The sequence below is a fragment of the Vibrio sp. qd031 genome (assembly GCF_002100145.1).
Taxonomy (GTDB): domain Bacteria; phylum Pseudomonadota; class Gammaproteobacteria; order Enterobacterales; family Vibrionaceae; genus Vibrio.
Genome location: NZ_JXQD01000025.1, coordinates 43143 through 65462 on the forward strand (window position 1 = coordinate 43143; position 22320 = coordinate 65462).

The window sequence follows — 22320 nt, forward strand, 5'->3', positions numbered from 1 at the left end:
TCCTGCTTTTCCGCAAACAAAACCCGCTTGCATCCCAACTGCAATCCCGTATAATACGCCGCTCTCGTGTCGGCTGAATCAGAGATTGGCTGGCACACATTGATACACTAACTCTTTAGGAGAGAATTATGTCTCTGAATGCAGAAACTAAAGCAGCAATCGTTGCTGAATACGCTCAAAGCGAAGGCGATACTGGTTCACCAGAAGTACAAGTAGCACTACTAACTGCTTCTATCAACCACCTTCAAGGTCACTTTAAAGCGCACAAAGGCGATCACCACAGCCGTCGTGGTCTTCTACGTATGGTTTCTCGTCGTCGTAAGCTTCTAGACTACCTTAAAGGTAAAGATCTAGCTCGCTACCACGACCTAATCAAACGTCAAGGTCTACGTCGCTAATTGGCGTAAGCATTAGAACAGTTTGTATGAAAAGGGGCTTAAAGCCCCTTTTTTTATGACCTAAATTCTGCACTTATCGGGCAATGTGGTTTATACTACGTCCCGACTTCCTCTGCGTGTCGCAGCGGAAACAAACGCTCACTGCATTACAGTCACCGATGTCGACCAAAAGGTCGCGACTACTCAAAACTGCCTTATATCGAGCAGCACCTTTTAAGGATGTTTTGACTAGTCGCGATTCGTAATGTGTTGAGTCAATACTACAAGCTCTAAGCTAAGCTTAGAAACAAGGAATCGAAATGTTCGAAAAACCAGTTGTTAAAACGTTCCAGTACGGTAACCACACCGTTACCCTAGAAACTGGCATCATTGCTCGTCAAGCGACAGCAGGCGTTATGGTTACAATGGACGATACGTCTGTATTCGTATCAGTTGTAGCGAAAAAAGAAGCGGTAGAAGGTCAAGACTTCTTCCCTCTAACGGTTAACTACCAAGAGCGTACTTACGCTGCAGGTAAAATCCCAGGTGGATTCTTCAAGCGTGAAGGCCGTCCTTCTGAAGGCGAAACTCTTACAGCTCGCCTAATTGACCGTCCAATCCGTCCACTTTTCCCAGACGCGTTTAAAAACGAAGTTCAAGTTATCGCAACAGTCATGTCTGTTAACCCAGACGTACAGCCTGACATGGTTACCATGATCGGTACTTCTGCTGCGCTTGCAATCTCTGGCGCTCCGTTTAACGGCCCAATCGGTGCGGCACGTGTTGGTCACATCGATGGTCAACTTGTGCTTAACCCAAGCATCACTGAACTAGAAAACTCTAAGCTTGACCTAGTGGTTTCTGGTACTGAAGGCGCTGTGCTAATGGTTGAGTCAGAAGCGGACAACCTAACTGAAGAAGAAATGCTTTCAGCGGTTGTTTACGGTCACGACCAACAACAAGTTGTTATTAAGGCGATCAACGAGTTTGCTGCTGAAGTTGCAACACCTTCTTGGGATTGGACTGCTCCAGCGGAAAACACAGAGCTGAAAAACAAGATTGCTGAACTTGCTGAAGCAAAAGTAACAGAAGCTTACCAAATCACTGAAAAAATGGCTCGCTATGACCGCATCCATGAGATCGGTGACGAAGTAAAAGCGACTCTTCTTGCTGAAGACGCAGAGCTTAACCCTAAAGAGATACACGCGATCTTCCACGATCTAGAGAAAACAGTAGTACGTGGCCGCATCATTGCTGGCAACCCACGTATCGATGGTCGTGAAAAAGACATGGTTCGTGCTCTAGACGTACGTACTGGTGTTCTTCCACGTACTCACGGTTCTGCACTGTTCACTCGTGGCGAAACTCAGGCTATCGTAACAGCGACTCTAGGTACTCAACGCGATGCACAAATCATCGATGAGCTAACTGGCGAGCGTAAAGATAACTTCCTTCTACACTACAACTTCCCTCCATACTGTGTGGGTGAGACTGGCTTTGTAGGCTCTCCTAAGCGTCGTGAAATCGGCCACGGTAAATTGGCAAAACGCGGTATTGCGGCAGTAATGCCTTCTGTAGATGAGTTCCCATACACTGTACGTGTTGTATCAGAAATCACCGAATCTAACGGTTCATCTTCAATGGCTTCTGTATGTGGTACTTCTCTTGCTCTTATGGATGCAGGTGTACCAATCAAAGCGTCTGTTGCGGGTATCGCAATGGGTCTTGTGAAAGAAGGCGACGACTTTGTTGTCCTTTCTGACATCCTTGGCGACGAAGATCATCTTGGCGACATGGACTTTAAAGTAGCCGGTACTAACGAAGGTATCACTGCTCTACAGATGGACATCAAGATCGAAGGTATCACTAAAGAGATCATGCAAATTGCACTTAACCAAGCGCAAGGTGCACGTAAGCACATCCTATCTGTAATGGATGAAGCTATCTCAGGTGCTCGTGAAGATATCTCTGAATTCGCTCCGCGCATTCACACTATGAAGATCAGCGCTGAGAAGATCAAAGACGTTATCGGTAAAGGTGGCGCTGTGATCCGTGCTCTTACAGAAGAGACTGGCACAACCATCGAAATCGAAGATGACGGTACTATCAAGATTGCTTCTGCTGAAGGCGCTGCTGCTAAAGAAGCGATTCGTCGTATCGAAGAGATCACTGCAGAAGTTGAAGTGGGCCGCATTTACGTAGGTAAAGTTGCTCGCCTTGCTGACTTCGGTGCTTTCGTTACGATCCTTCCTGGTAAAGATGGTCTAGTACACATCTCTCAAATCGCTGATAAGCGTGTAGAGAAAGTGTCTGATTACTTGCAAGAAGGTCAAGAAGTAAACGTTAAGGTTCTTGAAATCGACCGTCAAGGCCGTGTTCGTTTGAGCATGAAAGAAGCGGTAGAACAAGCACCAGCCGCTGACGCACCAGCAGCCGACGCGGAATAAAAGTTAAATTTTTGATATTTAACTGATAAAGCGTGGTATAAAGAGGAGCATTGATGCTCCTCTTTTTTTTATATTAGGCATCTAACTAGGACCCGCTAGACTTAATACAGTCAGTGTTGCTGGTTGCCCATGGAGCGATTAATTAAAAGGATAATGATGTGAAGCTAAGAATTGTCGCCTTATTAGGGCTTGTTATGGTGTTGGCAGGGTGCTCGAGTCCCGGTTCACAAACTGGGTGGGCTTATCCACCAATGGCAGTACCGCTACAGCCAACGGTACAACAAGAAATTCATATTGCTCGAATCTCTCAATTATTGCTGCGCAAAGATCTAGACGATGCTGTCCGCGCGAAAATGCACTACGAGCGCGGCATGCTGTACGACACACTGGGTATGCGTGATTTAGCCCGTTTGGATTTCAATCAAACACTTTCTCTCAATCCTGCACAGCCAGATGTGTTTAACATCTTAGGTGTCTACTTTACTCAGATTGGCGAGTTCGATGCCGCGTACGATGCCTTCGATTCAACACTAGAGCTTGACCCAAAAAATTACTATGCCGAGCGAAATCGAGCGATTGCGCTTTACTATGGCGATCGCATTGAGCTTGCTCAAGAGGCGATGGTTAAACATTACGAGCAAGACTCAAGTGATCCTTTTCGAGCGATCTGGCTGTACGTGATTGAATATGAGCAAGACCCAGAACTCGCTCGTCAGCACCTTTTAGAGCGCTATGAAGATCGAACCAGTGAATGGAGCTGGATGCTCGTGGCGATCATGCTGGATGAAGTCCCAGAGAAAGAAGCATTTAAGACCATTGTTGAAGGCGCACAAAGTAACGAAGAGCTCGCACAACGCCTAACCGAGGCCTATTTTTATCTTGGAAAACGTTACCATTTGGATAACGAGCTCGGCAATGCTATTTCCCTGTATAAGCTCGCGTTGTCGTTCAATGTCTACGAATATGTTGAACACCGCTATTCGTTTTTGGAACTAGGTCGTATCTTTAATCAGGTTACCGAGCAGCGAAAGTAGTTGCTGGATAAAAACCTTAAAACAAGTCACATAACGCAGAAAAAAGGCAACTCATTGAGTTGCCTTTTTGTTTTAAATATTTTTAATGTCTAAACCGGCCAGTTGATGCCAATAGCCATTGCATTGACGATCATCAAGTGTTTGTGGCTGCTCACCCTGTTCATTATTGATGAAGGCTTTGAGTTGCTGGAAGGTCGATACGCCTAAAGGACTCAAGCGCACCACATCAACCACGTCTTTCATTGCAGGGACATCGTTTACCAGGTTATAGCAGTAGCCTGATTGAGTCTGGATACCGTTGAGGTTAAACACACTCTGACCCTCTTGACTGTCAACTTGGATCCCTGTTGGGTATTTGATGCAGCAGGTTTCACAATCATCCTTTGCCTTGTTTTCGGCTCGTGCGGTAAAGCATCGCGCTGAATAGGCCAAAGGAAGGTAGCCATGCCCAAAGATCTCGATATCGAACTGATCACGTATACCAAGCTGTTCACACTGTTCCAGCGTATGTGATAGCCACTCTTTTGACAATTCAACCGGCATGCACCAACGCGTCATACCTTGCGACAAAAACAGCTTAAGTGTGTTGGCATTGTAGGTGTTCACCGCAGGGCCAACCACAAAGGGAACGCGTTTTTGATGTGCAAGTTGAATCGCAGATACGTCATTGGCTTCGATAATAAATTCGCCATTATCAATGTACTTTTGCATGACTTTCAGCTCACTTGGCGCTTCAAGCAGCGCCATAGTAGAGAGCACCACTTGCTTGCCTTCACCAGCGAGGTTTTTGGCTACTTCCATCCAGTCATTGGGACGCATTTCACGACGTTTTGAACAAACAGTCTCGCCCAGATAAATGATGTCAGCTTCACTGCTGGCAGCTTGATCATAAAAATCAAAAACATTCTGTTTTGGCCAAAAGTAGAGCAGTGGACCGAGTGCGTATTTCATGGGTATTCTCCTCTACTGCCATTTACGATGATAAGCACCTAACGTCGTCTGAGAGCCCTCAGAGACGTTTGCCAATGTGTTATTCCATGCTTCTTCTACACGGTAGTTTGTTGGGTCTGCGAGATAACGATCGATGGCTGCTCGCCATGTGCGAGTAACCTGCTCAACATAAGCGGGGCTGCGCTGACGACCTTCGATTTTGACCGAGGCAACATTTGCTGCAAACAGCTCAGGAAGCATGGCTAGAGTGTTCAAGCTAGTAGGCTCTTCTAAGGCGTGATAGGTTTTAACCTCACCGTCGAGCTCGGCATTAAAGCGACCTTTACACAGTGTAGGGTAGCCTGCATTCTCACCGTGGGCATAGCGATCTATCAAAATGTCATTGAGTCGAGACTCCAAGCCTTGCTCGGTTTCTTGCCAACGAACATATTTAGCCGGTGAGCATGCTCCAACAGTGTTAGGAGACTCTCCTGTCATGTAGGAAGATAAGTAACAGCGCCCCTCTGACATGATGCAAAGGCTTCCAAAGGCAAAGACTTCAAGCTCGACAGACTTTGGAATAGAACGGGACAGCTGTTTAACCTGATGAATAGATAATACGCGAGGAAGGACAACGCGCTTCACGTTAAAGTTGTTCGTGTAATACTCAACAGCGGCAGCATTGGTTGCAGACGCTTGTACCGAAAGATGAAGCTCTAAGTCTGGGTAGCGAGTTGCTGCATACTCTAAAACCGCAATGTCAGCAACAATGAGTGCATCAACGCCAACAGCGGCGGCTCGATCAACGGCGTCGGTCCAGCGGGAAAACCCATCAGGATGAGCGAAAGTATTGAGTGCTACGTGGATTTTTTTGTTGTGCTGGTGAACATAGTCAACGGCTTTGTCGAGTTTCTTACCAGTAAAGTTAAGCCCAGCAAAGTGACGTGCGTTGGTGTCATCTTTAAAGCCGATATAGACCGCATCAGCGCCATAATCTATGGCTGTTTTTAGTGCTGGTAAGTTGCCGGCAGGGCAAAGTAATTCCATTTCAACCTATCCATAATTAAACATGCTGAACGAAATAGTAGAGCCATTTTTTGATCAGGCCTTGATGTCCAACAGGTTTACAGTGAGTTTGCGTAAAAAAGACTCACTTTTTATGGCGTAGGTTTTGTAACAGAAGCTGTTCGACTTCGTGTTTTGGTTGAGGACGATAAAAATGAAACCCTTGGATAGAGTGACAATTGAGATTGGACAACAGTGTCGCTTGCTCTCGAGTTTCAACCCCTTCTGCAACGACGGTTAGCCCTAAAGAACGTCCAAGATTGATGATATTCTCAATGACGGTGACTTGCTTTGGAAGCGTGTCGATTTCACTAATGAACGCGCGGTCAATTTTAAGCTCATCGATAGGGAATCGAGCCAAATAAGACAGTGATGAGTATCCTGTACCAAAATCGTCAATGGACAGCGCAAAACCGAGTTTTTTAATGCCCTCAAGCATCTGTATGGTATGGTCACTGTCGCTCATTACTGCGCTTTCGGTAAGTTCGAAAGTAATGCAACTCGCGGGTAGGTTGGTGGTTCTGAGTAACTTTTCCATGTACTCAATCAGCTTAGGGTTACCAAACTGCTCTGGCGATAAGTTGATCGCAACGCGGCCAGGTAAAATCTGTTGTGACTTCCAACGCTTGACGGTGTTGAACACTTCTCGCATCACTACGCGGCCTAACTTTTCAATCAAACCCGCTTTTTCAGCCACTGGGATAAATGCGCCTGGGCTGATGTACCCTTCGACAGGGTGTTTCCAACGGATCAAAGCTTCCGCGCCATTAATGCTAAAGTCTCTAGCGTTAACTTTAGGTTGGTACCACACTTCTAATCCATTATTTTGCAGTGCTTTTTGTAGCTCAATTTCGAGCCAAAGTCGCATGCGTGCTTCTTTATTCATTTGATCATGGAATTTGATCAAGCGATTTCGTCCACGACTTTTTGCTTCGTACATTGCTGTGTCGGCATTTTGTAGAAGAATTCGTGCGTCCACACCGTCTCCAGGGTAGACAACACTGCCTATGGAGCACGCAAGCCGTTTACTAAAGTGATGGAGATTGAATGGTCGGTTTATTTCGGCCAGTATTTTCTCCGCATACTCATCGGCGACTTTTTCGCTGATAGGACGAGGAAATAGAATACCAAACTCATCCCCCCCCAAATGACCGAGTATGGCGTCACTTGGAAGAAGTTTCTGAAGGCGATGAGCCACCTCAACGATGACTTTGTCCCCAACGTGATGCCCTAAAGAGTCGTTCACATTTTTGAAGTTATCTATGTCTAAATAGAGCACCAATAACGGGGTGTCGCTTTCTATCATTTTGGTCAATGAACCAGTAAACCCAGCGCGATTGTAATGCTTGGTTAAGGCGTCAATATGGCTTTCTCGATCCTCACATTGTTGTGCATCGCTGTCGTGTGTGGTTTGTTCTGAAAGCAAAAATAAGCACGTATCTTGACCGTAAAACAGGCTGTTGTCAGCCTTTAACCTGATATGCCGTTCGACAGGGCAGTGGCTACTGGTAAAACAGTTGAGAGGTTCATCCTTAACCAAGGTTTCTAGTGGGACATTGAACGCCCGTTTACTGAGTGAGTCGACAAAAAGACGATTAAAGGGTTGTCCAAGCAATTCATTGTTGTTGGTAAATCCAAGAATCCTTTTGCACGAGTCATTGATGAACACAACAACGTCATTTTCGACGATGACAACACCATCATTAATCAGTGCAGACAGCTTAGTGAATTTCGATTCTGAGTGGTGTAATGATTTTGCGAGTATCTGCTTTTCTGAGGTATCAACAGCATGAAATGATATGCTTTCAATATCGTCACCACTTTGCAGCGGGGTAATGCAGAAGTGCAAGCTCGACTCTAGATGCAAGTCATCGATGACAATTTCAGCTTGTAGAGATTCGCCTTCAAAGCCTCTTTTGTAGTAGGGGGCCATTGAGTGATAAAACTTTTCACCCAATACGTCCTGATCATTGAGTCCAATTAGCTCCGCGAGATCCAAACCCGCAATTTCACCATAGCGCTGATTGACAAAGCTATAGTTGTGATCGCGATCGAGCACCGCAAAGAAAAACGGACTCTCTTGCGAAAATGACGAAAACCAATTGTGAAGCTGTTTTGACGGCATCCATATCACCAGAAAATTTGAACAGGTCCCAAGCTTAGAGAGCTAAGCAAAAAAGAAGCAAAAAGTTACATGTATTGCTATCGACTGACTCATCAGAATCTTTAACGTAAATTGGAGTCCGGTCGATTTGACTTTAAACAGTGTAACGAGTGAGATCTTTAAGTACACTACTCTAAAATCACCCCTATAGTAGAGGATTTTCGTGCTTAATAAAGTTCGTAGTCATGTTGTGCAAAACGCAGCAGCAATTTTTAGACCGCCGGCCAAATTATGCCCTGCCATCATACAAAAAAATGTACTACTAGAAACACTTAAAAAAGTGTTTCATGAGGCATTGGACGATGGAGATTTTGACTTTTTAGATCAACAATGGCTAAAAGTGTCAGTACGCGATCTTGATGTCCACTGGTTTATCAGTTATCAAGACGACCAATTAGTGGTGTCTGAACAGGCAGAGCACCAAGTGCACTTTTCTGGCGACTTAAATGATTTGGTGCTGATAATGGGCCGTAAAGAAGATCCCGATACACTATTTTTCCAACGCCGCTTACAAATTGAAGGTGACACTGAGTTGGGATTAGAGGTGAAAAACTTGATGGACAGTGTAGACTGGGATGCATTACCCGCCTTTTTGGTCACTGCTATCAAACAATTAGCTAATTTTGTCGAGCAAGGGGTGGCGGATTCGAAACCAACCACGGACACCACACATGCTTATTCGAACTGAAGCACCGGCTGATATCCTATCTATTGATTCGCTACTAAAGGCGTCGTATCCCACTCATGCGGAAGCCGAGTTGGTTATGTCACTTCGCGAGAATGGACGCTTTACCTTGTCGTTGGTGGCGTGCAGTGATGAAGGGCAGGTGATTGGTTATGCACTGTTTACCGCTGTGACCATTGATGGTGAGGAATTAAACTGGCAAGCTCTAGAGCCCATCGCGGTGCTTCCCGAAGCTCGAGGTGAGCACATTGGGCAACAGCTGATTGCTGAAGGTCTTGAAACACTCGCCGAGCTAGGGTATCCAGTCTGTGTGGTGGTCGGTGATGATGCTTATTACAAGCAAAGCGGATTTGTCGCGGCTGACGCATTTAGTCTAAGTTGTAATCGACACGCTGCAACCAGCGAGTTTCAAATTAACGAACTCTTGCCAAACAGCGTCGCGCAGCATCAGGGTGAAGTGTCGTATTTCCCTGAGTTTGATACCGAATAATTGCAGTAGTTATGAACGATCACACACTAATCACAGAATCAGCCATGCTCCAAGAAATGGGGATTGACCTCTATTCGGTGCGTGAGTCTAAGTTTTTTGATGTTACCGATAATCATTCCATTGTACCTTCAGAAGGCTGCAAGTTATTGCTGGTTGCCAACACGCCTCCTAACGCAGACGAACTGTCTTATCTACAAAAAATATTAGCCACCCTACCGCTTGAATTAGAGCAGGCGGAGCGAGTAATGGCCGATGATCTTCTGCAAGTCTGTTTGGATGGCATAGAGTGGGTGTGGTTCTGTGGAAGCAGCTCAACACCGGTTAAAAATGTCAACGTGTTGAAGTCTCAGCCGCTTTCATTGCTGATGAGCGATGTCGAGATGCGCCGTGAATTGTGGAATCAAATTAAATCGTACAAGGCTGCTTAATGAGCACCCAAGCTTCCCCAATTATTGCTGAAGATACCCAGCTAGTTCGTCTTAATACGTCTCACAGTAGCGCAATAATCGCTATCGAAAACGAGGTCCACACGCACCCGTGGAAAACCTCAATGTTGAACAATTTTGACGGACGTGGTGCGTGTAATTTTGGTTTGTTCGATAAGCAAAACAGATTACTTGGCTACTTCTATGCGCAGAATATTGTCGGTGAAGTTTCGCTGCTTAACATTGCGGTGGCGAAGCCGTGTCAAGGTCGAGGTGTCGGTCGACTACTACTCGAGTCGTTAGTTGAGAAAAGCGAAGCTGCCGACGCTGAAACACTATGGCTGGAAGTGCGGCAAAGTAACGTTGCAGCAATCAAGCTGTACGAGTCTGAAGGCTTTCATGAAGTCGATCGTCGTAAAGACTATTACCCTACCCAACAAGGTAAGGAAGACGCGATTGTTATGTGCCTTACCTTAGCTTTTTCTGGTTTTTAGCCTCCACTCCTATTAGCCGGTCTAAACCGTTAACCCAGTATTACCGTTTCCTGCTTGGATGACGCCAACAAATCAGTCGATTTTCCCATACACACGATATTAATTGACGCTTTAGGTTAGTGTGCAACTTGGGTATAATCCGCGCACACAAAATAGGTAACTAAGCTTTGGACAGTCGCATGTAATCCAACCGCATCCCCATTTGTACCGTATTTACATATTGTTTGAGGCCAACATTCATTGGCCAATCAACGACAGGACTTATTTATGTCATTTCAACAAGAAGTGAGCAAACGCCGCACGTTTGCCATTATCTCTCACCCGGATGCGGGTAAAACCACCATTACAGAAAAAGTGCTGTTATTTGGACGCGCAATCCAAACGGCAGGTACCGTAAAGGGCCGTGGTTCAAATCAACATGCAAAATCCGACTGGATGGAAATGGAAAAAGAGCGTGGTATCTCGGTAACGACCTCGGTTATGCAGTTTCCTTACAACGATGCGCTAGTTAACTTATTAGATACTCCAGGACACGAAGATTTCTCGGAAGATACGTATCGTACTCTTACCGCCGTTGACTCGTGTCTAATGGTTATTGATGCCGCAAAAGGTGTCGAAGATCGTACGCGTAAGTTGATGGAAGTTACTCGTCTGCGTGATACGCCTATCGTTACTTTCATGAACAAACTCGACCGTGATATTCGCGACCCTATGGAGCTGCTGGATGAAGTTGAAGCAGAGCTGAAGATTTCTTGTGCTCCAATTTCGTGGCCAATTGGCAGCGGTAAAGAATTTAAAGGTGTTTACCATATTCATCGTGACGAAACGATTTTGTATGAGACTGGACAAGGCCACACTATTCAAGAAAAACGCGTGATTAAAGGGCTGGATAACTCGGAACTTGATGACGCTGTGGGCGAAGATTTGGCTGAGCAATTACGTGAAGAGTTGGAGCTTGTTATCGGTGCCTGTCCTGAATTTGATCAGGAGTTGTTTCTAGCTGGTGAACTGACCCCCGTTTTCTTTGGTACTGCTTTGGGTAACTTTGGCGTAGACCATATGCTGGATGGACTGACACAGTGGTGTCCAGAGCCTCAAGCTCGTCAAGCGAATGAGCGTGCGGTTGACCCGAAAGAAGAAAAATTCTCTGGCTTTGTGTTTAAAATTCAAGCAAACATGGATCCTAAGCATCGTGACCGCATTGCATTTATGCGTATTGTATCGGGCACTTATAAGCAGGGTATGAAGATGAACCATGTCCGCATGGGGAAAAACATCAATGTATCGGACGCCGTGACCTTTATGGCAGGTGATCGTTCTCGCGCAGAATTTGCTTATGCTGGCGATATAATTGGCTTGCACAACCATGGAACCATTCAAATTGGTGACACCTTTACCCAAGGTGAGTCACTCAAATTTGCCGGTATTCCTAACTTTGCTCCTGAGCTGTTCCGCCGCATTCGCTTGCGTGATCCTTTAAAGCAAAAACAGTTGCTTAAAGGGTTAGTGCAGCTTTCAGAAGAAGGCGCGGTTCAAGTGTTCCGTCCTATGCAAAACAACGATCTGATCGTTGGCGCTGTGGGTGTACTTCAGTTTGATGTGGTTGTCGCCCGTCTTAAGTCTGAGTACAACGTTGAAGCGATTTACGAAAGCGTCAATGTAGCGACCGCTCGTTGGGTTGAGAGTGGCGATGAGAAGAAGCTCGATGAGTTTAAACGTAAGAGCCAAGCGAACCTAGCGTTAGATGGGGGCGATAACCTGTCTTACATTGCTCCGACTATGGTGAACTTGAACTTGGCGCAAGAGCGTTTTCCCGATATTCAGTTTAGAGCAACGCGCGAGCACTAATGTTCTAGTATAGATAGCAAAACAGTAGGGCAGAGTCATCTGCCCTTTTTTGTGTCTTGTAGGTAGAGCAGCATGAAAAGATAACCCCGCTTATGAGAACCAACAGCTCATGAGAATCAATAACTCGACCTAGCTTGATTACATTGATCCCACCAATTATTCATAGCCAAAAAAAACGGCTACCATCAGGTCGCCGTTTTAAATCTTTAAGTATTAACGCTACTCGCGTTCTTTACTGTACGGAACGCCAATCGCTTTAGGAGCGACTGATTTACCCATGAAGCCTGCTAGAAGGACTACGGTAAGGATATAAGGAACCGCTTCAATAGCTTGAACAGGGATCTCGTAACCACCCAATGTCTTACCTTGCAACTGTATTGCCATGACGTCTAAGAAGCCAAACAGTAGACAGGCGCCAAGGGCTGTGAACGGTCGCCATTTACCAAAGATAAGCGCTGCTAGAGCCATATATCCCTTACCCGCAGACATATTTGGAATGAACTGAGCCGTTTGTGCAACCGATAGGTAAACACCACCGATACCGACCAAAATACCACAGATGATTTGAGCGCTGTAACGCATTTTAACCACTGAAATACCTGCAGTATCTACCGCAGATGGTGATTCACCCACTGCACGCAAACGCAGTCCGAAGCGCGTTTTAAACATCACAAACCAACATAGAGGTACAGCAATAATCAGCATGTACTCAATCAGGGTGCGCCCGCTCAAAAGTTCTGAGTAAATCAATCCGATTACCGGCACATCGGCAATCGCATCGGCACCAGGGAAGTAAATTGGTGCAAAACGAGCATCACCTGATAGCGCTGGAGTTTGACCACCTTGGCTAAACCAGTGACGGCCAAGCGTTACGGTTAAACCTGCCGCCAAAATGTTGATCGCCATACCACTGACAACTTGGTCACCACGGTGAGTGATGGAGGCAAAGCCGTGAATAAGCGACAGTAGTACTGACACTAATACGCCAGCGAAAAGGCCAAGCATCGCCGAGCCTGTCATGTAAGCAACAGCAGCGCCGGTAAAGGCTGAGCCTAATAACTTACCTTCAAGACCAATGTTTACAACACCAGAGCGTTCAGAAAACATACCTGCTAGCGAGGCAAAGATAAGTGGAGTAGCAACACGAATGGTTGCATCCAACATTAAGATAATAGTCTCAAACATAATTAAGCCGCTCCCTCTTTAGACTTGTCCATGTTGTTAGAGCTTTTTTTAGAGCCAAACAGCTTGAGGTATGTGCGCTCTAAGCTAGGTTTAAACATGAACTCTAAGGCACCTGAGAACAAGATAACTAAACCTTGAAGAACGACAACGATGTTGCGGTCGATACCGTATTCAAAACTAAGTTCTGCACCACCTTGGTACAAGAAACCAAATAGAAGACTCGCAAGTAAAATACCGATAGGGTGGTTACGCCCCATCAATGCTACAGCGATGCCCGTGAAGCCGAAGCCTTCAACAAAGCCCAGCTTTACTTGGTGAAGCTCGCCCTGTAATACGTTGAGGCCGAAGAAGCCTGCCAACATACCAGAGATTAGCATGGTCACAACGATCACTTTGACATAGCTGATGCCAGCATAGCTTGCCGCAGTGGCGTTAGAGCCGATAGAGCGAATCGCATAACCCCAGCGGGTATGCCAAATGAATAGCCACACGAATACACAACATAGCAGAGCAAAGATAAAGCTAATATTGAGAGGGCTTGGCGAGACTTGCATACCAAACACAGCCAATACTTCATGCATTTTTGGTAACCAACTGCTTACCGCAAATACACGGCTTTCTGCTGCCATCGTATTGTCTGGCTTAAGAATGTTGACCAATAGGTAAGCCATCAATGCCGAACCAATAAAGTTAAACATGATGGTTGTGATAACGATGTGCGAACCACGTTTGGCCTGTAAGTACGCAGGGATAAATGCCCAAGCAGCACCGAATAAACCGCCCGCCACTAACGCAACTGGAATAGTAATAAACCAAGGCGCGTATTCACCTAAGGTCAGACAAACCAGGCCGATGCCTAAACCACCAATGTAGGCTTGACCTTCACCACCAATGTTAAACAGGTTAGCGTGAAACGCGACCGCGACCGCAAGACCAGTAAAGATAAAGCCGGTTGCGTAATAGAGGGTATACCCAAAACCTTCCGCATAACCAAATGCGCCAATCCACATTGTTTTAGCGGCTTCTACAGGGCTTACACCGATGTACATAAACAGGAACGCCGAAACCAAAAAGGCGACGAATACGTTAATGGCAGGAAGTAAGCCTACCGTGACCCATGCAGGGACTTTTGCTTGACTCATGATACCTCTCCTTGAGTCTTATTCTGGTCTTTAAGATGTTCAGGCATAATGTTTGCCATCATCAGACCAAGTGTCTTCTCATCGGCTTGTTCTGCTGAAACTTCACCAACGATAGTGCCATCAAATACAACGATGATGCGATCCGATAGATTGAGGATTTCGTCTAATTCAGTCGATACCAGTAACACGGCTTTGCCATTGTCACGGGCATTAATGACTTGTTTATGAATGTACTCAATTGCACCGATATCAACACCACGGGTCGGTTGACCGACCAACAGCACATCAGGGTTTTGTTCCATTTCACGTGCAATGACCAGTTTCTGCTGGTTACCACCAGAGAAGTTTGCTGTTTTCAGATGCGGATCTTGTGGACGAACATCCCACTTGTCCATGCTCTCTTGACACGCTTTAAGAATGGCAGCTTTATCTTGCAGCAAGCCTTTGTTGTATTCCGGCAGATTGTGGTAGCCAAGGATGTACGCTTCTTTTGCGTCAAACTTATTAATCAAACCTTGTTTATGTCGGTCTTCTGGAATGTGGCCAACACCGATTGCGCGAACTTCTTGGGGATCTTTAAGGTTATTGGCATCAATGGTATTGCCGTTTAACTTAATTTCACCAGATGCAGGTTGCAAAATACCTGATAGCAGACCCAAAATCTCAGATTGGCCATTCCCTGATACACCCGCGATGCCAACAACTTCACCTTCACGAACCGAGAAGTTCACTTTCTGCACGCGCTCAACACCAGCGTCATCAATAAAGGAAAGATCTTTTACGGTGATCAGTTCTTTTTTCGGTTCAGCAGGACTGCGCTCTACTTTTAGGCGAACTTTACGCCCGACCATCAGTTCAGCAAGCTGCTCTTGATCGGTGTCTTTAGTCACTACGTGCGATACCATGGTGCCTTGACGCATCACCGAAATATTGTCGGTGATCGCGAGCACTTCACGCAGTTTGTGCGTGATAATCATCACTGTAGTGCCACGTTGACGTAGTTTATCTAGAATTCTAAATAGGTGGTCGGCTTCTTGCGGTGTAAGAACGCCCGTTGGCTCATCCAAGATAAGAATGCGCGCGTCGCGGTATAACGCTTTTAAGATCTCAACGCGTTGTTGCAGACCAACCGGCAACTCTCCTACGATGGCGTCTAATGGGACCTCTAGTCCGTACTCTTTAGAAATCGCTTTTAGTTTCTTACGCGCAGCACCCAAGCTTTCAGACAGCTTCCAACCGTCCTCTGCGCCTAGAATGATGTTTTCTAAAACCGTAAAGGTATCCACCAACATAAAGTGTTGGTGAACCATTCCGATCCCTGATGAAATAGCTTCTTGCGAGTTTGATGGCAAAAACGGCTGTCCATTGACTTTCATGGTGCCGCTGTCTGCGTGATAGAACCCGTAAATGATGCTCATTAGGGTTGATTTACCAGCACCATTTTCTCCAATGATGCCGTGTATAGTGCCTAGTGGAACTTGGAGATCAATGTCGCGGTTGGCATGGACTGCGCCAAATCGCTTATTGATTCCATTCAGTTCTATGGCAAAGTCAGTATTCGCTGTGCTCATGCTTTTATCCAATACTTTTAAGTGCTTATCTCAGGCTGAAAATTTTCTATCTGGTTAACTCTTTTACAGCACTTTGTGCGGTAATCTTGCCATTATCTGGCGTGTTAATGGGTCATTAATTCAAAAGAGTTAGCGAGATAGTAATCGAGAAGAAACGCCGCAACCGGAGTAGCGGCGTTAATAATCAACGAGTGTGATTAGATGTTACAAGTGTTGTCAGCCATGTAGTCGTGTACAGAGATTTCGCCAGCAATGATTTTTTGCTGAAGATCTGCTGCGTACGCTTCCATGTCAGCTGTGATAAGTGGCTTGTTGTGCTCGTCGTAAGCCCACTCTACAGCGCCTTCTTTAAGACCTAGAACCTTAATACCTGGCTCCCAAGTGCCTTCCATCGCTTCTTCCCAAGAACCGTAAGCAGATACGCCTACTTTCTTAACCATAGACGTTAGCATGCTGCCTGATTGAAGGTGGTTTTGGTTTGAGTCAACACCAATTGCATATTTACCCGCATCCGCTGCTGCTTGGTAAACACCAAGACCAGTACCGCCTGCTGCTGCAAAGATTACATCAGCATCTTTAGACATTTGAGACTTAGCAAGCTCAGAACCTTTCGCTGGATCTGCAAACGCTGCAGGTGTAGAGCCTGTCATGTTTTCTAGTACGGTGATGTCGCTAGATGCGTATACAGCACCTTGCTTGTAACCACATGCAAACTTACGAATTAGAGGGATGTCCATGCCGCCTATGAAACCAACAGTGTTTGTTTTAGACGCTTTCGCTGCAAGTGCACCAACAAGGAACGAACCTTCGTGCTCTTTATAAACGATAGATTGAACGTTTGGCTTGTCCACAACCATATCAAGGATTGTGAATTTGATATCTGGGTATTCTGTCGCCACTTTTTCAACGGCTGATGCCATGTTGAAACCAACAGCAACGATAGGGCTAAAGCCACGACTAGCTAGGCGACGTAGACCTTGCTCACGTTGTGCTTCATTTTGAGGTTCGAATTCACGAACATCAACGCCTTTGTCTTTTTTGAATTCTTCAACGCCGTTACGAAAAACCGCTTCGTTGAAAGATTTGTCGAACTTGCCAGCTGTATCATAAACAACGGCTGGTTTAGCATCTGCTAGTGCAGTGAAAGACGCAATAGAAAGCGCAACTGCAGAAAGAGTAGTAGTGAGTTTTTTCACGAGACAATTCCTAGTTTTAAGAAGTTATTTCCTTGTTGACTCACAGACTGTACGTGGAGTCAAAAACTTCTTCGTATGCGGTCAAACAATTAAAATTGAATGAAAAAGAGCAACCCGCACCGAATTGACAGGGATTTTACACTTTTATGGCGTGAATTAAAGTGAGATTGAACTCACTTTACTAGACCTACCCTGTAAGCTAATTACGTGAATTCCTTATAGAAAAACGATTAGCTTCAAATTTTTATGTATACAGCGGTTACTTTAATACAATTTTATGTGATCTAGCTCAATATTGACGGGGTGGGGGAGGTGAAAAAAAACACAGCAAATTGTTTAATAAATATTCATTTTAGCGTTTGCGTTCAAAATATACCCTGTTTATCCTTAGATATTCCTCGTCAAAGAGTTGTCACCGATGTACTTCGACACGCATTGTCACCTAGATTTCCCAATTTTTGACGCTCAACTCGACCAATGGTTAAAAAAGCTGCAGATGAAGCAGGTTTCTCATATTTGCGTCCCCTCAATCGGTCCCTCAAATTGGCAGCGAGTTTTACAACTTGGGAAGTTATACCCAGATCAAGTTTATTGCGCCTTAGGGATTCATCCGTGCTTTCTTCCTGCTCAAAATGATTCGATTGAACGATTGACCAATCTTGTGCAAACCCATCGGCATGCCATTAGCGCCATTGGCGAGATTGGCTTAGATGGTCGCTATAGCAATGATGACCAGCAAGAGCACATTTTTGGCGAGCAGTTATTGTTGGCAAAAAGAGTGGAATTACCTGTATTGGTTCATTGTGTTAAACGCCACCATCGTCTTTTACCCATGCTAAAACAAGCGGCATTGAACCAAGCCGGGGTGATTCACGCTTTTACGGGTGATTACAAAACAGCTTCTACCTATATAGATATGGGATTTAAGCTTGGAGTTGGGGCGAGTTTCATGTGGCCGTCAGCCAGTGCGCTCAGAGAAGCACTCACTAAACTCCCACTGCAAGCGATTGTTTTTGAAACGGACGCACCAGATATGCCACTACCTGGTCATAGAAAAGGCGATGCGACACCACTGGACGTCATCGAAGTCGCTAAACACTTTGCCGCACTAAGGCAGGAATCAACAAAAACAGTAATAGACGCGGTTTATAAAAGTTCTTGTATGGTTATTAGACGAAATGCTTGATGTCTTACGCCTTTTTTATATTTGTTTAGCTGTTTGTAGAATAAAAATGTCTAATTTCCGCTCTCCATAGCACTAAAACAACATTTTTGGTGATTGCCACTTTTTATTTAAACGTTTGCCTCGTATAATGCCGCGCGAAATGTGCTACTCGTCACATTTAGTCTAAATCTGGGTTCTTATAATCCCGCTGAAAATTTTTTAAACCATACTTATCTCTGGCCATTAACCAACTAAAATAGGCAACTTAATCATGAGCATTTTAATGAGTCTTGTCGGCATAGTGGTGCTACTAGGCATCGCATTCTTGCTGTCAGACAACCGAAAAGCAATTAACTTACGTACTGTTGGGGGCGCGTTCGCCATCCAATTTATCCTAGGGGCATTTATCCTTTATGTTCCTTGGGGTAAAGACATCCTAAAAAGCATTTCTGATGGTGTTTCTAATGTCATCAATTACGGCGCGGACGGTACAGCGTTCTTGTTTGGTAGCTTGGTCAACTTTTCAGTCGATGGCATCGGCTTCATTTTTGCGTTCCAAGTACTACCAACCCTAATATTCTTCTCTGCGTTGATTTCTGTTCTTTATTACCTAGGCGTTATGCAATGGGTCATCAAAATCATTGGTGGCGGATTGCACAAAGCGCTAGGGACATCTAAAGCTGAGTCTATGTCTGCTGCTGCAAACATTTTCGTAGGCCAGACAGAAGCACCGCTTGTGGTACGTCCGTTCGTTCCTAAAATGACCAAGTCTGAGCTATTTGCCATTATGTGTGGTGGCTTAGCGTCAATTGCAGGTGGTGTACTTGCGGGCTATGCGGCGATGGGTGTTAAAATTGAATACTTGGTTGCAGCGTCATTTATGGCAGCACCAGGTGGTTTATTGTTTGCAAAAATCATGATCCCAGAAACCGACAAGCCGGTTGATCAAATTACAGACATTTCAGACAACAGCGCAAATAAGCCTGTTAATGTTATTGATGCCGCTGCTGAAGGCGCCACTTCAGGTCTTGGTCTAGCTCTAAATGTGGGTGCAATGCTGATAGCCTTTATTGGTCTTATTGCATTGATCAACGGCATGCTAGGTGGCATCGGTGGATGGTTTGGTATGCCTGAACTGACACTTGAGTTTATTCTAGGTTGGATTTTCTCGCCGCTAGCATTCCTTATTGGTGTTCCATGGGAAGAAGCGGTTATTGCGGGTGAGTTCATCGGTCTTAAGACTGTAGCCAACGAATTTGTTGCCTACTCACAGTTCGCCCCTTACTTGGGTGATGGCGCTGAAGTCATTCTTTCTGAGAAAACTAAGGCAATCATCTCGTTCTCATTGTGCGGCTTTGCTAACTTGTCTTCGATCGCTATTTTGCTTGGTGGTTTGGGCAGTATTGCACCAACGCGCCGACACGACATTGCAAAGATGGGTGTTAAGGCGGTAATCGCAGGTACGTTATCAAACTTGATGGCGGCAACCATTGCGGGTCTGTTCATCTCGTTCTAATTATAAATGCCCCGGCACAACGGGGCTTATTCAGCAAAATAAGTAACTTAAGTGCAGCCAAGCAAGTAAAGTTGAAGGTTTTTTGAGATACAAACCGTTTGCTTTAATGTGAAGGGGCCAACCCTTGTTTGGTTTCGCACTATACTTTTAGACAATAAAAAAATGAGAATTTAACTATGAGTGAAGTATTAATGGCCATGGCAGCAGGTTTGGTATGTGGGCTGATTTTCTCGGCATTGAAGCTACCTATTCCTGCTCCACCAGTATTATCCGGTGTCATGGGTATTGTTGGTGTTTACATCGGTGGCATGAGCTACCAATGGATCGTGGAACGTTTCTTTAGCTAATTGAATCAGGTTGCACTAAACGAGCAACCTTAAACAGAAAGAATTTAAGTGGAGAGTGGAATGAGCGAACTAAAAGCAGCAGCATTGCGAGCGCTGAAATTGATGGATTTGACGACCCTAAATGACGACGACACTGACCAGAAGGTCATCGAGTTGTGTCATGCAGCCAAGTCTCCAGTAGGTAACACCGCTGCAATCTGTATTTACCCGCGCTTTATCCCAATTGCCAAAAAAACATTGCGCGAGCAAGGCACACCTGATGTACGTATTGCGACCGTCACGAACTTCCCTCACGGTAATGATGATATCGAAATCGCCGTGACTGAAACCAAAGCGGCTATTGCTTATGGTGCCGATGAAGTGGATGTGGTTTTCCCATATCGTGCACTTATTGGCGGCGATGAGTCATTAGGTTTTGAGCTGGTTAAACAGTGTAAAGAAGCCTGTGGCGACACCCTACTTAAAGTTATTATCGAAGTCGGTGAGTTGAAAGAAGAAGCTCTTATTAAGAAAGCGTCTGAAATTTCAATTAAAGCCGGAGCGGATTTCATTAAGACATCGACCGGTAAAGTGCCTGTTAATGCAACGCCAGAATACGCGCGCATGATGCTTGAAGTTATTCGCGATATGGGCGTAGCGCAATCTGTTGGCTTTAAGCCTGCTGGTGGTGTTCGCACAGCTGATGACGCAGCCGCCTACCTTGCGATGGCCGATGAGATTCTTGGTGACGATTGGGTCGATGCACGACATTACCGTTTTGGTGCTTCTAGTCTGTTAACGAACCTATTAAACACGCTAGACGTTTCTGACGAAAAAGCGGACCCAACAGCTTACTAACCGTTTGGGCAGCAGTGACGAATGCTCGCTGTTGCCAATTTCCTGTTTTGGATAAATCTATGTACTTACCTCAAGAAATCATTCGCAAAAAGCGCGATGGAGAAGTGCTGACTCGTGAAGAGATCCAGTTCTTCATTCAAGGTGTGGCTAAAAATACGGTCTCTGAAGGCCAGATTGCCGCATTTGCCATGGCGATTTTTTTCCAAGAAATGACCATGGATGAACGTATCGCACTAACCTGTGCAATGCGTGATTCGGGCATGGTGATCAATTGGGATCATATGGGTTTTGATGGCCCTATCGTTGATAAACACTCAACGGGCGGTGTAGGAGACGTAACCTCATTAATGCTTGGCCCAATGGTGGCAGCATGTGGCGGTTTTGTTCCGATGATTTCGGGTCGCGGCTTGGGGCATACAGGTGGTACGTTAGATAAGTTAGAGTCCATTCCAGGGTACAATATTACCCCAGATAACCAAGTGTTCGGTGAGGTCACTAAAAAAGCAGGTGTTGCAATTATTGGCCAAACGGGCGATCTTGCTCCTGCTGATAAGCGTGTTTATGCGACCCGTGACATTACGGCAACCGTCGATAACATCTCTTTGATTACGGCATCGATTTTATCTAAAAAGTTGGCGGCAGGATTAGACTCCTTAGTCATGGATGTTAAAGTGGGTTCTGGCGCATTCATGCCAACCTACGAAGCATCGGAAGAGTTAGCGAGATCCATTGTGGCGGTTGCCAACGGTGCAGGTACAAACACCACGGCCATTCTTACCGATATGAACCAAGTCTTGGCGTCATCTGCCGGTAATGCGCTTGAAGTGCGTGAAGCCGTTCGCTTTTTAACTGGGGAATATAAAAACCCCCGTCTCTACGAAATTACCATGGCCAGCTGCACCGAAATGCTGCTACTGGGTAATTTAGCTAAGACTGAAGAGGAAGCCCGTCAGAAACTCGATCATGCTCTAGACAGTGGCGAAGCTGCACAGAGATTTGGACGCATGGTGCATGGCCTTGGTGGCCCTGCTGATTTCATCGAAAGCTACGATGATTATTTAGACACGGCAGAGGTGGTTAAACCTGTCTTTGCCGATACTGCCGGCACAGTCTCCGCTATGGATACTCGTGCTATTGGCATGGCGGTGGTAGGTATGGGCGGTGGACGACGCGTAGCCACTGACACCATCGACTACGCTGTGGGTTTTGATGGTTTTGTTCGATTGGGTGAACAAGTGACCACTCAAACACCACTAGCCACCATTCATGCTCGAAATGAACAACAATGGCAACAAGCCGCGAATGAGCTAAAACAGGCCATTGAAATAGGTACGAGTTACGCATCAACGCCTGATGTTTACCGAAAAATTCGTGCAAGCGACGTATAAACACAGGAAGGATT

20 protein-coding genes are annotated in these 22320 nt (G+C 45.6%); 13 read left to right on the forward strand and 7 right to left on the reverse strand.

Annotated features, from left to right (window positions below; translation table 11 throughout):
* The first annotated feature begins 128 nt into the window (after positions 1-128).
* The 3 genes from rpsO to nlpI all read left to right on the forward strand — a co-directional run bounded on the left by rpsO (position 129) and on the right by nlpI (position 3858).
* The gene (gene rpsO / locus ST37_RS12175; RefSeq protein WP_084886761.1) at positions 129-398 is read left to right on the forward strand and encodes a 30S ribosomal protein S15; all 270 of its coding nucleotides are present in this window, start codon (positions 129-131) and stop codon (positions 396-398) included.
* A 299-nt stretch (positions 399-697) separates the two neighbouring features.
* The gene (pnp, locus tag ST37_RS12180) at positions 698-2824 is read left to right on the forward strand and encodes a polyribonucleotide nucleotidyltransferase (protein ID WP_084886764.1); all 2127 of its coding nucleotides are present in this window, start codon (positions 698-700) and stop codon (positions 2822-2824) included.
* A gap of 158 nt (positions 2825-2982) precedes the next feature.
* Positions 2983-3858 carry a lipoprotein NlpI gene (gene nlpI / locus ST37_RS12185; protein ID WP_277922150.1) on the forward strand — a complete coding sequence of 292 codons (876 nt, stop codon included), beginning with the start codon at positions 2983-2985 and terminating at the stop codon, positions 3856-3858.
* A gap of 72 nt (positions 3859-3930) precedes the next feature.
* Here nlpI and ST37_RS12190 read toward each other — a convergent pair whose 3' ends face one another.
* The 3 genes from ST37_RS12190 to ST37_RS12200 form a co-directional block, all read right to left on the reverse strand.
* The gene (locus ST37_RS12190; protein WP_084886766.1) at positions 3931-4809 is read right to left on the reverse strand and encodes a U32 family peptidase; all 879 of its coding nucleotides are present in this window, start codon (positions 4807-4809) and stop codon (positions 3931-3933) included.
* A 12-nt stretch (positions 4810-4821) separates the two neighbouring features.
* Complete coding sequence (locus tag ST37_RS12195; protein WP_084886768.1) at positions 4822-5835, reverse strand: peptidase U32 family protein; 1014 nt, start codon at positions 5833-5835, stop codon at positions 4822-4824.
* A 103-nt stretch (positions 5836-5938) separates the two neighbouring features.
* On the reverse strand, positions 5939-7978 hold the full coding sequence (locus ST37_RS12200; RefSeq protein WP_084886769.1) for an EAL domain-containing protein: 2040 nt from the start codon (positions 7976-7978) through the stop codon (positions 5939-5941).
* 202 nt (positions 7979-8180) lie between these two features.
* On the opposite strand from ST37_RS12200, the gene ST37_RS12205 reads away from it, so the two are divergent.
* The 5 genes from ST37_RS12205 to prfC all read left to right on the forward strand — a co-directional run bounded on the left by ST37_RS12205 (position 8181) and on the right by prfC (position 11959).
* Complete coding sequence (locus tag ST37_RS12205) at positions 8181-8705, forward strand: SCP2 sterol-binding domain-containing protein (protein ID WP_084886771.1); 525 nt, start codon at positions 8181-8183, stop codon at positions 8703-8705.
* The gene (locus tag ST37_RS12210; protein WP_084886773.1) at positions 8689-9192 is read left to right on the forward strand and encodes an N-acetyltransferase; all 504 of its coding nucleotides are present in this window, start codon (positions 8689-8691) and stop codon (positions 9190-9192) included. The genes ST37_RS12205 and ST37_RS12210 overlap by 17 nt, the downstream gene beginning before the upstream one ends.
* 11 nt (positions 9193-9203) lie before the next feature.
* Positions 9204-9620: a DNA polymerase III subunit psi gene (locus ST37_RS12215; RefSeq protein WP_084886775.1), complete on the forward strand. Its 417-nt coding sequence runs from the start codon at positions 9204-9206 to the stop codon at positions 9618-9620.
* Entirely contained in the window at positions 9620-10111 is a 492-nt protein-coding gene (gene rimI / locus ST37_RS12220; protein ID WP_084886777.1) for a ribosomal protein S18-alanine N-acetyltransferase, read from the forward strand. Before ST37_RS12215 ends, rimI begins: the two co-directional genes overlap by 1 nt.
* A gap of 267 nt (positions 10112-10378) precedes the next feature.
* Positions 10379-11959 (forward strand): peptide chain release factor 3, encoded by a 1581-nt coding sequence (gene prfC / locus ST37_RS12225; protein ID WP_084886779.1) that lies wholly within the window; start codon positions 10379-10381, stop codon positions 11957-11959.
* Between the two features lie 219 nt (positions 11960-12178).
* Here the strand turns inward: prfC and ST37_RS12230 are convergent, their stop codons facing one another.
* The 4 genes from ST37_RS12230 to ST37_RS12245 all read right to left on the reverse strand — a co-directional run bounded on the left by ST37_RS12230 (position 12179) and on the right by ST37_RS12245 (position 17053).
* Positions 12179-13144: an ABC transporter permease gene (locus tag ST37_RS12230; protein WP_084886781.1), complete on the reverse strand. Its 966-nt coding sequence runs from the start codon at positions 13142-13144 to the stop codon at positions 12179-12181.
* Between the two features lie 2 nt (positions 13145-13146).
* Positions 13147-14286, reverse strand: coding sequence for an ABC transporter permease (locus tag ST37_RS12235; protein WP_084886783.1), 1140 nt, complete (start codon positions 14284-14286; stop codon positions 13147-13149).
* Positions 14283-15857: an ABC transporter ATP-binding protein gene (locus ST37_RS12240; RefSeq protein ID WP_084886785.1), complete on the reverse strand. Its 1575-nt coding sequence runs from the start codon at positions 15855-15857 to the stop codon at positions 14283-14285. The genes ST37_RS12235 and ST37_RS12240 overlap by 4 nt, the downstream gene beginning before the upstream one ends.
* Positions 15858-16054: 197 nt before the next feature.
* Positions 16055-17053, reverse strand: a complete 999-nt coding sequence (locus ST37_RS12245; protein WP_084886787.1) for a BMP family ABC transporter substrate-binding protein — start codon at positions 17051-17053, stop codon at positions 16055-16057.
* Between the two features lie 418 nt (positions 17054-17471).
* Between ST37_RS12245 and ST37_RS12250 the strand changes: the two genes are divergently transcribed.
* The 5 genes from ST37_RS12250 to deoA all read left to right on the forward strand — a co-directional run bounded on the left by ST37_RS12250 (position 17472) and on the right by deoA (position 22306).
* Positions 17472-18239, forward strand: a complete 768-nt coding sequence (locus ST37_RS12250; RefSeq protein WP_084886789.1) for a TatD family hydrolase — start codon at positions 17472-17474, stop codon at positions 18237-18239.
* A 250-nt stretch (positions 18240-18489) separates the two neighbouring features.
* Positions 18490-19734, forward strand: a complete 1245-nt coding sequence (locus tag ST37_RS12255; RefSeq protein ID WP_084886791.1) for a NupC/NupG family nucleoside CNT transporter — start codon at positions 18490-18492, stop codon at positions 19732-19734.
* Positions 19735-19910: 176 nt separating this feature from the next.
* A complete protein-coding gene (locus ST37_RS12260; RefSeq protein WP_084886792.1) occupies positions 19911-20081 on the forward strand; it encodes a DUF1427 family protein in 171 nt (56 codons plus the stop codon).
* Between the two features lie 60 nt (positions 20082-20141).
* The gene (deoC, locus tag ST37_RS12265) at positions 20142-20918 is read left to right on the forward strand and encodes a deoxyribose-phosphate aldolase (protein ID WP_084886794.1); all 777 of its coding nucleotides are present in this window, start codon (positions 20142-20144) and stop codon (positions 20916-20918) included.
* A gap of 59 nt (positions 20919-20977) precedes the next feature.
* Positions 20978-22306 (forward strand): thymidine phosphorylase, encoded by a 1329-nt coding sequence (gene deoA / locus ST37_RS12270; RefSeq protein WP_084886796.1) that lies wholly within the window; start codon positions 20978-20980, stop codon positions 22304-22306.
* Positions 22307-22320 lie beyond the last annotated feature (14 nt).

What these genes read in the sequence shown, in the direction of transcription:
- rpsO (WP_084886761.1), top strand. Translation starts at nt 129, where the DNA reads ATGTCTCTGAATGCAGAAACTAAAGCAGCAATCGTTGCTGAATACGCT.
- pnp (WP_084886764.1), top strand. Translation starts at nt 698, where the DNA reads ATGTTCGAAAAACCAGTTGTTAAAACGTTCCAGTACGGTAACCACACC.
- ST37_RS12190 (WP_084886766.1), bottom strand. Translation starts at nt 4,809, where the DNA reads ATGAAATACGCACTCGGTCCACTGCTCTACTTTTGGCCAAAACAGAAT.
- ST37_RS12195 (WP_084886768.1), bottom strand. Translation starts at nt 5,835, where the DNA reads ATGGAATTACTTTGCCCTGCCGGCAACTTACCAGCACTAAAAACAGCC.
- ST37_RS12200 (WP_084886769.1), bottom strand. Translation starts at nt 7,978, where the DNA reads ATGCCGTCAAAACAGCTTCACAATTGGTTTTCGTCATTTTCGCAAGAG.
- ST37_RS12210 (WP_084886773.1), top strand. Translation starts at nt 8,689, where the DNA reads ATGCTTATTCGAACTGAAGCACCGGCTGATATCCTATCTATTGATTCG.
- ST37_RS12215 (WP_084886775.1), top strand. Translation starts at nt 9,204, where the DNA reads ATGAACGATCACACACTAATCACAGAATCAGCCATGCTCCAAGAAATG.
- rimI (WP_084886777.1), top strand. Translation starts at nt 9,620, where the DNA reads ATGAGCACCCAAGCTTCCCCAATTATTGCTGAAGATACCCAGCTAGTT.
- prfC (WP_084886779.1), top strand. Translation starts at nt 10,379, where the DNA reads ATGTCATTTCAACAAGAAGTGAGCAAACGCCGCACGTTTGCCATTATC.
- ST37_RS12230 (WP_084886781.1), bottom strand. Translation starts at nt 13,144, where the DNA reads ATGTTTGAGACTATTATCTTAATGTTGGATGCAACCATTCGTGTTGCT.
- ST37_RS12235 (WP_084886783.1), bottom strand. Translation starts at nt 14,286, where the DNA reads ATGAGTCAAGCAAAAGTCCCTGCATGGGTCACGGTAGGCTTACTTCCT.
- ST37_RS12240 (WP_084886785.1), bottom strand. Translation starts at nt 15,857, where the DNA reads ATGAGCACAGCGAATACTGACTTTGCCATAGAACTGAATGGAATCAAT.
- ST37_RS12250 (WP_084886789.1), top strand. Translation starts at nt 17,472, where the DNA reads ATGTACTTCGACACGCATTGTCACCTAGATTTCCCAATTTTTGACGCT.
- ST37_RS12255 (WP_084886791.1), top strand. Translation starts at nt 18,490, where the DNA reads ATGAGCATTTTAATGAGTCTTGTCGGCATAGTGGTGCTACTAGGCATC.
- ST37_RS12260 (WP_084886792.1), top strand. Translation starts at nt 19,911, where the DNA reads ATGAGTGAAGTATTAATGGCCATGGCAGCAGGTTTGGTATGTGGGCTG.
- deoC (WP_084886794.1), top strand. Translation starts at nt 20,142, where the DNA reads ATGAGCGAACTAAAAGCAGCAGCATTGCGAGCGCTGAAATTGATGGAT.
- deoA (WP_084886796.1), top strand. Translation starts at nt 20,978, where the DNA reads ATGTACTTACCTCAAGAAATCATTCGCAAAAAGCGCGATGGAGAAGTG.